This window comes from Bacteroides intestinalis DSM 17393 (assembly GCF_000172175.1).
In the GTDB taxonomy this organism is placed as follows: Bacteria; Bacteroidota; Bacteroidia; order Bacteroidales; family Bacteroidaceae; genus Bacteroides; species Bacteroides intestinalis.
Window position 1 is genome coordinate 1,980,183 of the sequence record NZ_ABJL02000008.1, and the last position, 16,360, is coordinate 1,996,542.

Below are 16,360 nucleotides of genomic sequence, written 5' to 3' on the forward strand. Positions count from 1 at the left end.
AATGGCTACTTTAATCTATATTTATAACTCTGAATCTCTACTGGTCCCAATAATCCAGATGGCTGCAAAGGAGAATTTTCTGTCCATATTGACTGGTTTGTCCAAGTTCTGCGATCTTCTTTTGGTAGAGAAAAGTCACCTATAAGACGGTTCTTCCAATTATTTACCACCTCTATCTGAAGCTCATTCTCACCTTTTCTCAAATATTTCTTTATATTCAAACGGTGAGGGTATGTCCAAACACCGCCAACATACTCTCCATTCAACCAAACACGGGCCATTACCATTACTTTACCTAAATCAATATAGACTTCATCTGCCGGCATTCGTTCCAAATCAAAAGTATGAGTATACATCACACTTCCCGAATAATATTTGATTCTTTCATCCTCATTTTTACTCCAATCTTCCAGTTTATCTAAAACTATAATCTCAGAAGGCCCACGCTTTTCAGAATTGAATGCTAAATTCCAAGGACCTTCTAATGTCCGAAGACAAACTTTCTTCGGATAATTATTCCCTACTTCGCAACAAGGCTTTTCCTTAAAAATCACAAATATGCTTTCTAGCGGTTCCAAGACAAGAGGAACCTTTATCCCTTCCGCAACTTGACTGAATTCTGGTAAAACTCGAATTTCCGAAGTTTGCGGATTCCAGGCCTCCGGCTGCTTATCATAGATCCTGAATATAGGAGCTACTGTAATTTTCTCTTCCGAAGAATTGGACAGAAAATAAATATCCGCATCCTCCAAAGTACGATGGATGAACAACAATGATGAATCAGCTTCAGAGACCTTAAAGTCCGGAGTAAGTTGCATATTTTCAAAGATTTCTGCTAAGCTGCACCCATCTTCATATACAATTCCTTTCCCCAACATATAGGCTTGCGTTTTTTCTGTAGGTCTCCACATCTGCAAAGCTATTTCTTCCAATTTTTTGTCTGCTTCAGGGTATCCTTCCATACTTGGTGACCGTCTTGGAGCAGGTCCTAAAATAGTTAACCCTTCCATAACCATTTCTTTCAGCTTAACTAATAATTCTGGTCGCATCGTTTCTTGTTTAGGTAATACTAACACACGATATTCCATACCACTGTCTAGTACTAATTTACCCTCCCGGACAGTAGCATATTTCATTAAAACCTCTGCATTTATATAATCAAAAGAGTAACCTTTAGGAAGGGGCGGATCGCAAACTCCTGTCATCTTCGGAACATCTTCTCCTATGAAATAAGCCACATCTGCGACATAACGTCCTTGTTGAAGCATAAAGTTACACCTCTTCAAATAATCCGCAAAAACATCCATTTGATAAAACCAAGTGTTTTTTCGATTAAATTCATTCCCAAACCATGCCGCTAAACCCGGTTCTTTGTCTTCATAAGCCTGATGTATATAAAGATGAAGCAAAGTTGCATTAATCCCTTCAGTAAAAAAACGGTCAACTCGTTGTTTCATAATTTGAGGATAGCGACTGAATACCGGTCCTCCACTAGTACACGATTCCGCCCAAATCTTCCGTTTACCATAAATATGGCCACACGAAGATGCCGCTCTGTTTTCAATATCCCCCAAGGAACCTTCACTCCAGAATTCTCCTGATATCTCATCCGACTGTCCGCCATATTGCAGAAATTCTGCCGGGAATCCCCAATGACCATAATTTTCAAGCCATGTCGTTAATCCATGTCTGTGAGCCCAGTCCCGCAATCCACCTACATAATCATAAGCTACACAATCTGCTACAAATCTGCGCAGATCCCACAAGAAACGGTCTGAACAATCTTTATTATCTACAACAACTCCTTTCATTACAGGTAGATAAGGAAGCGGTGAATAACCATAACGTTTTGTGAACAACTCAATAAATTCATCCGTCCAATTCTGCGAACCGGTTTCATAACTGTCTTCCACAATAATATTAAATGTATTTCTGTCATCTGGTGGAATACGTTTCAAAATTTCACCGATAAATGCATCCAAGTGTTTGTAAATATGCTTTCGGCTCATTTTATCTACTTCCAGTCCCGTAGCTTCCAATGTGGCCGGGCTGTTGGTTACTCCGGTAGGTTTCATTGCTATCCGCGAAATAATCCATTTTCCTTCAGGAACATCCCAAACAAGTTTCCCTTCTCCATTCAGACAAGCTGTAATATCCAGTACATTCTGAGAATTCAAGGTCCAAATATCCGATGTTGATTCCGGCTGCGTACTCCACATATACTCACCCCACATTGGTAATGGTTCCTGAAACATTTTACTTAAAGATTTCTCGGCAAATCGTTCTACCATGGGCCTTTCGGACAATATTATCGTAATCTGCCCTTCTCCTTCTTTATCCAAGCTTATGTGGTATTCTGAAGCTTCTGTTTCAGGAAGACTCAATACAATAGGTGCATAGGGTTCAAACCCTACATGTAAGGCAGGATTACTCCTGTCTATCTCAAAAGTTTTCAGTAGTTTATAGGAATTTTGTTCTTTAACGTAAAGAGTTCCATGTGTCTTAACCGGAGTATTTATTTCAAAACTTATGCTCCTAATCATACTCCTCTGCTCAAGCTTCAAGTCAGCAGCAAGACTGGCATTCTCCTTTTTATCCAATACCCAACTCTTCTGATATTCTTCTTTCCGAAATGCCGGATATGCTATTACACGCACATCCTGCATATCTTTTCCGAGTTTGGGCAAATCAAGAACTTTTCTACCAGGGCCCGATATCTCCATTTCCATAGAAACCAGATTACGCATCGCCTCTTCCGGTTTTACCCAAGGTCCCCCTGATTGGCTCCAACCTGGACTATTAAAAATACCTATCTGTATTCCTAATTCACCGGCTTTCTTTAATGCTACATGAAGTACCTTCCACCATTCCTCCGAAAGAAATTTTACATTTCCTACCGGTACTCCATCGACTCCAATAAATCCGATATAAGCACGGTTAATACCCACTTCATGCATCGCCTGCAAATCATGCACAACTCCTTCCTCTGAAAGATTGTCTGATATCCAATACCAATAAACCGCCAACTGTACAGAATCGGGAACTAGTTTAAATCCCTTTTCTATCATAGACCACTCTTGGGCCTCACCTGGAACAGCCCTTAAAAAAACTACCGCCCAAATTAGCAATAGTCCAAACAGATTCTTTAACTTCATGCCTGTTATTTTTTTTATTTCAGGCACAAAGGTAGATGATGCTCGTATAGAAAGATGTCACACTAGTAACATCAAATAATACTCAAGTAACATTCTGACCACTTTTCTCTAGATATTGTGTAGGAGTAATGCCAAATTGTTCCTTAAAGACACGGGTGAAATAACTGGGGGTATTGAACCCTACAGTATAAGCCACCTCAACAATCGTATAGCGATTCTCAAGCAACAACTGAGCTGCTTTTTTCAAACGTATAGTTTTTACAAAGTCCGTGGGTGATTGTCCGGTTATGGCCTGCAGCTTTCTATATAAATTCATACGGCTCATCATTACATCCTTACTCAAATCGGCAATACTATATTCGGAATTACTTAGATTTTTTTCTATACATGCCAATATACGATTCAATAAGTCTTCATCCAAAGGAGTAATTGTCAGTTTTTGAGGATTTACCTCTATGTTCTGCTGAAATTCTTTCTGACGTTGCAATTGTAAAGCCAAAAGATGCTCCACCCTATTAAACAACAATGCCAAACTAAAAGGTTTAGCTATATAAGCATCGGCTCCCATTTCATATCCGGTCATCTCTGCTGATTTGCTAATACGAGCAGTAAGTAATATGACAGGAATATTAGACATATTAATATTACTTTTAATAGCTTTGCACAATTCAAAACCATTCCGTTTAGGCATCATAATATCACTGATAATAATATCCGGATTTTCCTTCATTGCCAACAGCTCTCCTTCTTCACCATCCGCAGCCTCTATAATATCAAACCTCTCATTCATCTCATCCCTAAGGAATTCACGGAATTCTTTGTTATCTTCAACCAACAATATTTTCTTACGAGCCTTCTCAGCTAAAGGCGCTTCACCCTTCAAAACCATTATCTCATCCTCTGACTCGTTTTCTTGCAATTTCTGAAGATTTTCATTAGGCACAAGATTCGTAGGAATAAAAACTGAGAAATTAGTACCTTGCTGTTCCACACTTGTCACCTCAATCTTTCCATTGTGCAATTCTGTATATTCTTTCACTAAATGCAACCCTATACCATTTCCTGCATTTCCTTCTTTCGCAGAATTTTCCACTTGATAGAATCTTTCAAAAATATGAGGTAACTGGAGAGAAGAAACTCCTATTCCTGTATCTGCCACTTTTATAACAACGTATTTATTCCCGTCTGCCTCTTGCTTTTGAATACTCAAAGAGATGTGTCCTCCTTCAGGAGTAAACTTAAATGCATTAGACAATAAGTTATTTATTATCTTATGTAGTTTCTCTATATCAAAATACATATAACAACTAGTGTAATCACTATGAAAGCTGAAATCCAAATGCTTGTCTGATGCCATTAATTGGAAATTGTTATAAATAAACGAAAGATATTCTACAATATCCCCTTTCGCCAATATCAGTTTTTCACCTCCCATTTCCAATTTCCTGAAATCCAATAGTTGATTAATCAAGCCTAATAAATCTTGTGCATTACGGTTTACAGACACCAATTGCTTATGTATTTTTTCATCAGTCACTTTACGCAGCAAAGCATCCAACGGTGTAATAATTAATGTCAAAGGAGTACGTAACTCATGACTAATATTAGTAAAGAAACGAAATTTCAAATCCACCAATTTCTCCTCCATTTTCTTGTGTTGCTTCTGCATCAACCGGTTGCGATAACGATGAATAAAGAAAAAAGCGCTCAATCCAAGTATCAGCAAATAGAGCATATTAGCCCACCAAGTTTCATAAAAAGCAGGCAATCGCACAATCTGCAAAGTAACAACAGACTTGCTCCAAGCTCCTTCAGCATCAGTACATCTCACTTCAAACAAATATTTGCCTTTGTTCAACTGATTGAGATAAGCCACATTCCTACCTGGCGAAAGTTTTGTCCAAGTATCCCCCTCTCCATTTAATCTATAAGCGTAAGATACTTTATGAGCATACAGATGATTTAATGATGAAAAATTTATTTCTATATTACGTTTATCGGCATCAATCTCCAGTACTTTACCATCCTGTAACGGATAATTTTTTCCATCAACCTTAACATTTGTTATACAAGGAATATCTGTACCAGTTTTCTTTCCAAATTCCTGAGAAGGAGAAATCTGACAAAAACCACCAGTTCCACCAAATATTAAATCACCTGAAGGCAATTGGGAGTATGAATGAGGAAAAAAATAAAATAGACGAACTGCACTTTCATTAGCGTAATAAGAACCAAATGAAAGGCTATTTACATCCAGTTCTATTAATTTTTGCTTAGTCTGTATCCAAAGATGATTATATTTGTCCACAAGCAGTCCGTTTATGGCATCACCATTCAATCCACAAGTATTCGTCATTTCTTCTATCCGCCCTTCATTATCCAAATGAAAGAGTTGTCCTTGCCGTGTCCCCAGCCAAATTGAGGAATTTTCTATAGTAGCTATTGCTGTGCAATCATATTTAAAATCGTATTTCCATACTTCCCGACCATTCTTAAACTTGTAAATAACAGATTCATTAGTCGTTTTTCTCACACTCAAAATTACTGAGTTCCCCTCCCCTTTTTCAATGTTAGTAACTAACCCTATCCCTTTCACCATGATTTTAAGTGTCCGGCTTTTCATATCATACAAATATAAATCTTTTTCGCTCCCAATCCATAAGACATGATCCTCATCCTCATAAAAGGACTTCGGGGTAGAGGATTCCGGCAAATCCACATAATCCGCCACAAACATCTTCATATGCTCCTGCTGCATCAAATAAATCCGTTCGGAATCATGACAAGCCACCCAACACCCTCGTTGACGAGACTTCTTCATCAAAAACACAGCCCCTAAATTATTATTAGTAAGTTGCAAAGAAGAGTGAATATTATATTCTAACTGCTCCGTTTGTAGATTATACAAATATAAACGATGTCGCTCCTGGAACAACCAAAAAACATTAGGCTCATCGTCATGACACACAGCCAAAAATGTAGCAATATGTCTACTACTTTGCTGCACAGGCTGAACTGTATGTGTAACAATTCCCTTACTGAATGATACTATAAAACTGGGTACATTACATCCAGCTACCCAAATATTTCCACTACGATCTTTAATCAACTGATCCAACATTTGATTTTTTTTGACTCCCATTAAATCTTGTTCAACAGAGATCAGAGCATCATTTTCGTATTTATAAACTAGTAACCCATTCACTGTAGTCGCCCACAAATAACCTTTTACATCGTCCTGAACCATGTAAAGTATGGCACAATCACGCTCATCACCAGAGTTCCATTGTTGAGGAACAGTAAACATTTCCTCTTCTTTACACGACGGATTAAACTTGATAATGCCGCCTCTCCAAGTACCGACCCAGAAATAAGCATGTTCCTTATCCTGAATCATTCTCATTACCCCCTCCTTGTAAGGCCAAGGATAATAAATAAACTGATCCGCATCTTCATTAAGCCTACAAATTCCTCCTCCCCATATTGTAATCCAAATACGATGTTCGCGATCTTCATACAAACTATTCATGTGTGATGGTTCATTATTCCATTGTATGGGATAGCTTTTCTCTATCTTAATATCCGTATTATAACGGAATAGTGTACCGGATATACTCAGCCATATTGAACCATCACTCGTTGCATCCAGCGTCTTTATCTGTACGTTGTTAACACAATCACTTTCAATAGGGATAATCTGTTGAGTCCACTTATCTAAAATATATGCTCCCCTTTCCGTACCGAACCAAATACGCCCATGCTTATCTTCTGTAATACAAGTTACTTGGTTACTACTCATTAAATTAGGAGAACGAAAATCTGAACGATAAGTATGTATTGCATAACCATCATCACAACATAGTCCATCTTCAGTACCATACCATATATACCCTTCACTATCTTGAAAAATATTCATAATACGTTTGGTAGGTAACTGATTCAACAATGGAAATTCTGTAACAGTAACATCGTATGCATCTATCTCCATTCCCCATACACATAGAAGAATTAATGACAGGAACTTCATTTTAATTGAATTCATAATATTAGATCAACAGTTTCAAACTTGAATTAACAAAAGCAGTATTATCCCATCTTAACATAAGTCAAGCAAAGACAAAGTTACAGAAAATTTCGTCATTGAAGATGATTTCTAGTAAGTTTTTGACACCGTACTTTATCATCTTATGCCAATTTCAATATCTCCATCATTAAATCATCATTATGAAATTATCTTATATCTGAAATATTTCCCCAACAACAGTCCTATTCAGAGTATGCGCTATGGATTATTCCTGTTACTACAATAAATCTCCCGCTGTATCGCCATATTTGAATTTTCAATTTTTCACACTTTCATTTTTTTAATGTTCATGTTTTCTCATTTTTATTTATTTGTATTTCACAATACGAATAATCTTTTTAAAATTCTTCAAATATTCATTATGCTCACGGAAAAACTCAAACAGAGCACTGTGTACGGGAGCATTCTTACTCTGGAAACAGTTCAGGACACTGCTGGTAAAACGGATAGAGTCAAGATACAGATTCAGTTCCTTGTACTCACACTTCTTTTCCAGAGCCTTTCCTTTTGCCGCACTCCAGAACTCCGGAAGATTTTTTTCATTGAAGCATCACCACGGACTCCGTTTACTGTAATTCTCATCATTATTGAAGCCTCACCGTTCCAATTCAATTTCGTCCTACGAATGTAGAATAATAGACAAAATGTTGTTCTTTCCATCTTACTTGTTTTTTAATCACAAAACTAAATTTCCAAGAGCAACAAGTCTAGGCACAAAAATACTGATAAACAATTAATTACACATCAAATAGGTATACCTAATATTAAAGGCAATCAGGCACACCGAATAGTACACCGAAAGAATGCGGATCAATGAATAAACCTGAGAGGTAAATTAATAAATTGTTATCTTTGTGTCCAAATTAATTGCTTATGGAGCTAAATGGTTATCGCCTTCTTCTTCCTGAAGGCACTTTGGATTACTTTGATCTTGTTGATGTGAAAGAAAGCTTGAATGAGGTTGTCATTTACCTTGAGGAGAAGAATCAGACTCCCGAGAAGTATGCCGGTCAAGAAACAGAGGGCAAGTTTTTTTATGAGCCTGTCATTGTTCAAGACTTTCCTCTTCGTGGCAAGAAAGTCTTTTTGAACCTTCTTCTTCGTCGTTGGATTTTGAAGAGCAGCAATGAGTATATTTCCCGCAACTGGCGTATGGTGGCTCAGGGTACTCGTTTGACGCACGACTTTGCGTCTTTTTTAAAAGAACTATATTGATAATTATCCGATTAGTTGCAAGCCATTGGGTGTTTTATATGGAGTTGACGGAGACTTACTGGAACGTCAATACCGAAACCATTTAAGTGATTACCTACACTGGGATCAGCTTTCTCACGCAGAGAACTGGCTCCTGTTTGAGAAGAACATTGGTGCCTACGTCTGCATTGACAAAGTGGCTCTGTCCTGTGGAGAACTCTATACTGTGTTGATTAATAAAGCGGCTCACGGTGGTAAAGGCAGTATTATTGGTATCATTAAAGGTACGGATGTTTGTACGGTTACCTCTGTCCTGCTTAAACTTTCGCGTCGTCGCCGCTACTAGGTGCGTGAGATAACATTGGATATGGCTCCCAATATGGAACAAATTGCCCGGACTTGCTTCCCTGCCGCCAAACGCGTTACAGATCGTTTCCATGTACAGAAATTAGCTTATGAAGCTGTTCAGGAGATGCGCGTGCAAGCTCGCTGGGAGGCTTTAGACGAAGAGTCCATACAGATAGCTTACGCAAAGGCCTGCGGAAAGATGTATCATGCGCCCGTTTTCGCTAATGGAGATACAAGAAAACAGTTGCTGGCAAGGAGTATTTATCTGCTTTACAAAAAAGAATCGCTATGGACTCAGTCTCAAAGGATACGGGCCGAGATTCTATTTAAAGAATATCCCGATATAAAGAAAGGATATTATATGGCCATGCGGTTAGGATCAATCTATCATCAGTGTAAGTTTAAAGATATGGCTTTGACAAGGCTTGCAAGGTGGTATGATGAAGTAGACAAATCGGGGTTCCTCACCTTTGGAAGGGTAGCGCGCTCTATACAAACGCACTATCTGAATATTATCAACTTCTTTGAAAGGAGAGCAACCAATGCTGCAGCAGAGTCATTCAATGCTAAAATCAAAGCGTTCAGGGCACAGTTCAGAGGGGTAAAAGATAAAGCATTTTTCTTATACAGACTAGCTAAATTATATGCATAGAAATAAAATCCCTCAGGTTTTTACGTTGGTCCAAGAATGCTTTGATATACTTATTTTTACTATGTGCCAAAAATAAAAAATCCCCGTAAAGTATTAATTTACAGGGATTTTCTTTATTTTGCAATTCTTTCCAGCGGAGAGAGAGGGTATTGAACCCAAACATCTAATCGCCTATAAATCAGCTTTTTATTTTCCAAAATTTCAAATAGGTAACGAAACAGTAACGATTTTTGCAGGGTTATTTGTCCGGCTTTGTCCGCTGTTTGTCTGCCTATCTCACGGGTTCAAAGATACAACACATTTTTTAATTACGCAAATCTCTGTATATAAATGTTTCAGCTTAGGTGCAAGGTGCAAGCTATATATATAGATATATACTTGCACCTTGCACCTATCCGAAAAAATATGCCGTATTATTTGGCTATTCAAAATATTGTTCGTAGTTTTGCGAACAACAAAGAAGAAAGGAGAATTGGAGTGAAAGAGAAACAGTACACAACAGAGCAGGAACAGATTGCTCGGTTTGCCAAAGCAATGGGACATCCGGCACGGATGGCTATTCTTGCTTTCTTGGCAAAACAAGATAGTTGCTTCTTCGGTGATATTCACGAAGAACTACCTATTGCTAAAGCAACCGTTTCGCAGCATTTGAAAGAATTGAAAGAAGCTGGCTTAATTCAGGGGGAAATAGAAACGCCCAAAGTCCGGTATTGTATAAACCGGGAGAACTGGGAACTTGCCCGAAAATTGTTTGCAGCTTTTTTAGGGGACTGTAAATGTAAAGGTACATCGTGCTGTGAATAGCAGTACCTTTTTTTTGGAATAATTGTTCGTAGTTCTACGAACTACGATTATTATATTAACTTTAAAGTAGAATGACAATGGAAATTAAAGTATTAGGAACTGGGTGTTCAAGCTGTAAAGCCTTGTACGAAACTACCAAACAAGCTATTTCAGAATTAGGTTGCGATGCAACCCTTATCAAAGAGGAAGATTTATTGAAAATCATGGAGTATAACATTTTAGGGCTTCCGGCTTTGGTGATTGACGAGAAAGTCGTATCAGCCGGGAAAAAGTTATCCCTTGCAGAAGTAAAAGAGTTGATAACCAAATAAAAATGAACTATGAGAAAATTATTTTATCTACTGATTGCAACGCTGGTCTTAGTTTCCTGTGGTAACGGTTCAAAGAAAAAGACCGGAGAAAATCAAGCGGAAGAAATACAGTCTAACCGCATAGAGGTTCTTTATTTTCATGGAGCGCAACGGTGTATCACTTGCCGGGCGATAGAAACAAATACAGTAGCCCTTTTGGATAGCCTTTATTCAAAAGAAAAAGCAGACGGTAAAATTATCTATAAAGTGATAGATATTTCAAAGAAAGAAAATGAAGCGATTGCAGACAAGTACGAAGTTACATGGTCGTCTTTGTTTGTAAACGGCTGGAAAGACGGCAAAGAGAATGTAAACAACATGACCGAGTTTAGTTTTTCCAATGCGAAAAATGCACCGGACAAGTTTAAAGAGGGAATTAAAAGCAAGATTGACGAATTGTTAAAACAGTTGTAAGATGGATTTTCTTCAATCGCTATTAGATAACAGTTCTATTCCTGCTATTACAGCTTTTATATTGGGGATTTTAACGGCGGTCAGCCCGTGTCCGTTAGCGACCAACATAACGGCAATAGGATTTATTAGTAAGGACATAGAAAACCATCACCGGATATTTATAAACGGATTGCTTTATACTTTCGGCAGAATAGTAAGCTATACGGTTCTTGGCTTTATCCTTATCCCTATTCTCCGTGAGGGAGCAAGTATGTTTATGGTTCAAAAAGCCGTAAGCAAGTACGGGGAAATGCTGATTGCTCCGGCGTTAATTATCATTGGAATATTTATGCTCGATATAATAAAACTCAATCTACCGAAAATCAATATCGGCGGTGAAAGTTTGAAAAAGAGGACGAAAGGCGGTTGGGGGGCTATGCTATTGGGTATTTTATTCGCCCTTGCTTTTTGTCCTACCAGTGGAGTATTTTATTTCGGTATGCTTATGCCTTTGTCAGCAGCGGAAACGGGTGGGTATCTCTTACCTGTAATTTACGCTATTGCTACGGGATTACCCGTAATCCTTGTTGCATGGATTTTAGCGTACAGTGTTGCCGGACTGGGTAAGTTTTATAACCGGATGCAAATATTCGAGAAATGGTTTCGTAAAATAGTTGCCATCCTCTTTATTGCGGTAGGAATTTATTATGCAGTAGTCTTTTATCTATAAATAAACATAGAGTATCATTTTAAATAAAAACAGTATGAAAAAGATAGAAATTTTCGACCCGGCAATGTGTTGCCCTACGGGTCTTTGTGGAACAAATATTGACCCTGAATTAATGCGTATTGCGGTTGTTATTGAAACATTGAAGAAACAGGGTATCATCGTTACCCGTCACAATTTACGTGACGAACCGCAAGTGTATGTAAGTAATAAAACAGTAAACGAGCATCTGCAAAAACATGGGGCGGATGCACTGCCTATTACTTTAGTGGACGGCGAAATCGCTGTTTCAAAAACCTATCCTACCACCAAACAAATGAGTGAATGGACGGGTATCAATTTGGATTTTATGCCAGTAAAATGAGTATTCACCAGCTAATTATATAAAAATGAAAACATTTAATTTATCAGATATAGATTTGACGAAATACCTTTTCTTCACCGGAAAGGGCGGTGTAGGAAAAACTTCGATTGCTTGTGCTACTGCGGTAGGCTTGGCAGATAATGGAAAGAAAATACTTCTTATCAGTACAGACCCGGCTTCAAACCTGCAAGATGTGTTTAATCAAACACTGAACGGACACGGCACGGATATTCAAGAAGTACCCGGCTTAACGGTCGTTAATCTCGACCCGGAACAAGCCGCAGCCGAATACAGGGAAAGCGTTATTGCTCCTTTCCGGGGACAACTGCCCGAAAGTGTAATTCAGAATATGGAAGAACAACTTTCAGGCTCTTGTACGGTAGAAATTGCGGCTTTCAACCAGTTTTCCGATTTTATCACGGATGCCGATAAAGCAAAAGAATACGACCATATTATCTTTGATACAGCCCCCACGGGACACACGTTACGAATGTTACAACTACCATCAGCGTGGAGTACATTTATTAGTGAGAGTACGCACGGTGCATCTTGCTTAGGTCAATTATCCGGTTTGGAAGAACGGAAAGGTATCTATAAGCAGGCAGTTGAAACACTTTCGGATGCAAACGCAACCCGCTTAGTATTGGTTAGCCGTCCTGAAATCGCACCATTAAAAGAAGCCGCCCGTTCTTCACATGAATTGCAATTACTGGGAATTAAAAACCAGCTATTGGTAATCAACGGGCTTTTGCTGCAATTAGATGAAGCCGATAACGTATCGAAACAGATATATGACAGGCAGCAAAATGCCCTGAAACAGACCCCTGCGGAACTGCTGGAATATCCGTCTTATTATGTTCCTTTACGGTCATACAATTTATCTAATATTGCGAATATCCGCCGGATGCTTTACAATGATAATTTAACAAATGATGCGAACTATCAGCGGATTACCGATGCCAAAGGGATGGATGAACTGGTAAACGACCTCTATCAATCAGGAAAAAGGGTTGTTTTTACTATGGGAAAAGGCGGCGTGGGAAAAACCACTTTAGCCACTGAAATAGCCCTGAAATTAACAAAACTGGGTGCAAAGGTGCATCTTACCACCACTGACCCGGCAAACCATCTGAATTATAACCTTGCTGTTCAGGCTGGCATTACGGTAAGCCGGATTGACGAAGCGGAAGTGTTGGAAGCCTATAAAAACGAGGTTCGCAGTAAAGCTGCGGAAACAATGACTGCCGAAGATATGGAATATATAGAGGAAGATTTACGTTCACCGTGTACGCAAGAAATTGCAGTATTCCGGGCTTTCGCTGAAATTGTCGATAAAGCAGAAAATGAAGTCGTAGTAATTGACACCGCACCCACCGGACACACTTTGTTATTGCTGGATGCAACGGAAAGTTACCATAAAGAAGTACAACGTACACATGGCGACACTCCCGCTTCCGTAAGAAAGCTGTTACCACGTTTGAGAAACCAGCAGGAAACAGAAGTCGTTATTGTGACCCTGCCCGAAGCAACACCCGTATTTGAAGCCGAACGTTTGCAAATGGATTTACAACGTGCCGGGATTAATAATAAATGGTGGGTCGTGAATGCTTGCTTGTCATTAACTGACACCGAAAATTCTTTCTTGCGGGCAAAGGCGCAAAATGAATTGGTTTGGATTAAGAAAGTAGAAGAATTGTCAAAGGGAAATGCTGCCCTGATAGCTTGGAAAAATAACTAAAAACATGAAGATTTTAATTCTTTGTACAGGGAATAGCTGCCGCAGCCAAATGGCACATGGCTTTTTACAATCATTTGACAATAAACTGGATGTCTTTTCAGCAGGAACAAAACCTGCTGAAAAGGTTAATCCGATGGCGGTAAAGGTTATGGATGAAATGGGTATAGATTTAGCCCACCATACCCCTAAAAGTGTAAACCTATATATAGGGCAGGAATGGGACTATGTTATTACGGTCTGCGGTGGGGCAAACGAAAGCTGCCCGATGTTTACGGGTGAAGTAAGAAATAGGCTGCATATAGGATTTGACGACCCCTCGGAAGCAACCGGAACGCCGGAGTTTATAAACAGTGAATTTCATCGGGTACGGGATGAGATAAAAGCCCGTTTCTATGACTTCTACCTGAAAGAATTAAGACCACAATTAAGCTAAATAGTTGTTGTTATGGAAAAGAAACAAGGAATTGGATTTTTTGAAAAATACCTGACTATCTGGGTTGCCTTGTGCATCATTATTGGAATTGCCGTGGGACAATGGCTTCCGGCAATTCCGCAAACATTAAGCAAATTTGAATATGCCAACGTGTCTATACCCGTGGCAATCCTGATTTGGTTAATGATTTATCCGATGATGCTAAAAGTGGATTTTCAAAGTGTTAAGAATGTTGGCAAGCGTCCGAAAGGAATAATAGTCACTTGCGTTACAAATTGGCTGATAAAGCCATTTACCATGTTCGGAATAGCTTATTTGTTCTTCTATGTGGTTTTCAAAGCCTTTATACCTGCCGGATTAGCCGAAGAATATTTAGCCGGGGCGGTATTATTGGGGGCTGCACCTTGTACAGCTATGGTGTTCGTGTGGAGTTACCTTACTAAAGGGGATGCCGCTTATACGCTGGTACAAGTGGCAGTGAACGATTTAATCATATTGGTAGCGTTTGCCCCTATCGTTGCTTTCCTGCTGGGAGTTGGTGGCGTATCTATCCCGTGGGACACTCTGTTGCTATCCGTGGGGCTGTTTGTTGTGATACCACTTGCTGCCGGGGTCATTACCCGAATAATGGTTATCCGCCGCAAAGGTGTGGAATATTTCAATAACGTATTTATTAAGAAATTTAATAATTATACGGTAGGTGGATTGCTATTAACGCTTATTATCCTGTTTTCATTTCAAGGAGAAACGATACTGAACAATCCCCTGCATATCTTATTGATTGCAGTTCCGCTTGTGTTGCAAACGGTTCTGATATTCTTCGTTGCTTACGGTTGGGCGAAATGGTGGAAATTACCCCATGATGTTGCCGCACCTGCCGGAATGATTGGGGCAAGTAATTTCTTTGAATTGGCGGTTGCTGTGGCTATTTCTCTTTTTGGTTTACAATCCGGGGCTGCATTGGCTACGGTGGTGGGCGTGCTGGTCGAAGTTCCGGTGATGTTGATGTTAGTAAGGATTGCCAATAACACACGAAGCTGGTTTCCGGCTACAAAATAACAATAGGGCAAAAGTCCTAATCTAACTTTATCGTAAAAAGGCTTGGTGCTGGAAATGTTTGTTCCTAACGTTTCCGGCATTCTGCCTTTTACAAAAGTCAGAATAAAGATACATTTTTCGGCATTAAGACAACCGTAATAACATGAACAATGAAATTAATTTTGAAGAATTTATAAAAAACATAGACTGTACTATCTATGAAAAAATAGATGTTGATAACTGGAATATTTCAATAGAGGTAGTTCTCGATGTCGTAGAGTTTCTGCAACGGTCACTCGAAGATATGAGAACTTGTATTGTCAATCATCCTTTCAGTAACAAGGAAGAAGAAATTTATTTCTTCAAACACATCAAACCGGAAGTATTGAGTAGATTATTATATTTTACAGAGATTTACAATACCGAAATGCGAAAACCGCATGGAAGCATTGAAGTCTTAAAAAAGTATTATAACGACAGATTGGATGAATTGACTTCCTATTTTGAAAGTAATTTGGATTTTTACCAATATTACCGTTCTAAAGCGACCCACTTAGATAGTCATTATTTTGTACGGGGGCATATTGATTTTAAGCTATGTCCGAATTGTGTACCTTATGACCGTGACCCGGAATTTTCCACTTGTTACGACCACAAAGCAGCACAAATATTAGCGAATGATATGCTTTGTATTTATCTGAATAAAAAGTTACATGGAGTTGATAAGCAAGTAATCATCGCAAAAAGTCGGTCTTTCTTGCCGGAACACCCTTTCCGGTGGACTGCAACAAAAATAGCAGCCGTAGAATTAGGCTACGCTATATATGCGGCGGGTATTCTGAATAACGGACAAGCGGATATAAAAGAAATTATGACTTTTATGGAAGCATCGTTTCAAATCGACTTAGGCGACTATTACCGAACTTACATAACCATGAAAGACAGAAAAAAAGACCGGACTTCATTTCTAAACAGCTTAATAAAAAGCCTGCTTAAAAAGATGGATGAAGATGATAACCTATAAATAAAAACAACCAAGTTCCTGCCAACTTGGTTGTTTTTGTTTTCACTCGCTCCATA

Annotated in this window: 12 protein-coding genes and 2 pseudogenes; 11 read left to right on the forward strand and 3 right to left on the reverse strand. The window is 38.9% G+C overall.

Annotated elements, in window-relative coordinates; genetic code table 11:
* Window positions 1-5: 5 nt before the first annotated feature.
* The 3 genes and pseudogenes from BACINT_RS17305 to BACINT_RS24790 all read right to left on the reverse strand — a co-directional run.
* On the reverse strand, window positions 6-3,155 hold the full coding sequence (locus tag BACINT_RS17305; RefSeq protein WP_021967435.1) for a glycosyl hydrolase: 3,150 nt from the start codon (window positions 3,153-3,155) through the stop codon (window positions 6-8).
* Between the two features lie 82 nt (window positions 3,156-3,237).
* Entirely contained in the window at window positions 3,238-7,197 is a 3,960-nt protein-coding gene (locus BACINT_RS17310) for a hybrid sensor histidine kinase/response regulator transcription factor (RefSeq protein ID WP_007665395.1), read from the reverse strand.
* 397 nt (window positions 7,198-7,594) lie between these two features.
* Window positions 7,595-7,899, reverse strand: a pseudogene (locus BACINT_RS24790) (Arm DNA-binding domain-containing protein); the annotation flags it as partial.
* Between the two features lie 213 nt (window positions 7,900-8,112).
* Between BACINT_RS24790 and BACINT_RS17320 the strand changes: the two are divergent.
* The 11 genes and pseudogenes from BACINT_RS17320 (at window position 8,113) to BACINT_RS17375 (ending at window position 16,304) form a co-directional block, all read left to right on the forward strand.
* Window positions 8,113-8,454 carry an ISAon1 family transposase N-terminal region protein gene (locus BACINT_RS17320; RefSeq protein WP_007665404.1) on the forward strand — a complete coding sequence of 114 codons (342 nt, stop codon included), beginning with the start codon at window positions 8,113-8,115 and terminating at the stop codon, window positions 8,452-8,454.
* A gap of 25 nt (window positions 8,455-8,479) precedes the next feature.
* Window positions 8,480-9,433 (forward strand): annotated as a pseudogene (locus BACINT_RS17325) (ISAon1 family transposase).
* A 477-nt stretch (window positions 9,434-9,910) separates the two neighbouring features.
* Window positions 9,911-10,237 (forward strand): ArsR/SmtB family transcription factor, encoded by a 327-nt coding sequence (locus BACINT_RS17335; protein ID WP_005800946.1) that lies wholly within the window; start codon window positions 9,911-9,913, stop codon window positions 10,235-10,237.
* 77 nt (window positions 10,238-10,314) lie between these two features.
* Complete coding sequence (locus BACINT_RS17340) at window positions 10,315-10,548, forward strand: thioredoxin family protein (protein WP_005800948.1); 234 nt, start codon at window positions 10,315-10,317, stop codon at window positions 10,546-10,548.
* A gap of 9 nt (window positions 10,549-10,557) precedes the next feature.
* On the forward strand, window positions 10,558-11,001 hold the full coding sequence (locus tag BACINT_RS17345) for a nitrophenyl compound nitroreductase subunit ArsF family protein (protein ID WP_007665414.1): 444 nt from the start codon (window positions 10,558-10,560) through the stop codon (window positions 10,999-11,001).
* Window position 11,002: 1 nt separating this feature from the next.
* Window positions 11,003-11,710: an aromatic aminobenezylarsenical efflux permease ArsG family transporter gene (locus BACINT_RS17350; protein ID WP_007665416.1), complete on the forward strand. Its 708-nt coding sequence runs from the start codon at window positions 11,003-11,005 to the stop codon at window positions 11,708-11,710.
* Window positions 11,711-11,744: 34 nt separating this feature from the next.
* Window positions 11,745-12,071: an arsenite efflux transporter metallochaperone ArsD gene (arsD, locus tag BACINT_RS17355; RefSeq protein ID WP_005655270.1), complete on the forward strand. Its 327-nt coding sequence runs from the start codon at window positions 11,745-11,747 to the stop codon at window positions 12,069-12,071.
* 25 nt (window positions 12,072-12,096) lie between these two features.
* Window positions 12,097-13,809 carry an arsenical pump-driving ATPase gene (gene arsA / locus BACINT_RS17360; RefSeq protein WP_007665419.1) on the forward strand — a complete coding sequence of 571 codons (1,713 nt, stop codon included), beginning with the start codon at window positions 12,097-12,099 and terminating at the stop codon, window positions 13,807-13,809.
* A 4-nt stretch (window positions 13,810-13,813) separates the two neighbouring features.
* Window positions 13,814-14,242 (forward strand): arsenate reductase ArsC, encoded by a 429-nt coding sequence (locus tag BACINT_RS17365; RefSeq protein ID WP_041505344.1) that lies wholly within the window; start codon window positions 13,814-13,816, stop codon window positions 14,240-14,242.
* 12 nt (window positions 14,243-14,254) lie between these two features.
* On the forward strand, window positions 14,255-15,301 hold the full coding sequence (gene arsB, locus BACINT_RS17370) for an ACR3 family arsenite efflux transporter (RefSeq protein WP_007216076.1): 1,047 nt from the start codon (window positions 14,255-14,257) through the stop codon (window positions 15,299-15,301).
* Between the two features lie 142 nt (window positions 15,302-15,443).
* A complete protein-coding gene (locus BACINT_RS17375) occupies window positions 15,444-16,304 on the forward strand; it encodes an RteC domain-containing protein (RefSeq protein WP_007665424.1) in 861 nt (286 codons plus the stop codon).
* Window positions 16,305-16,360 lie beyond the last annotated feature (56 nt).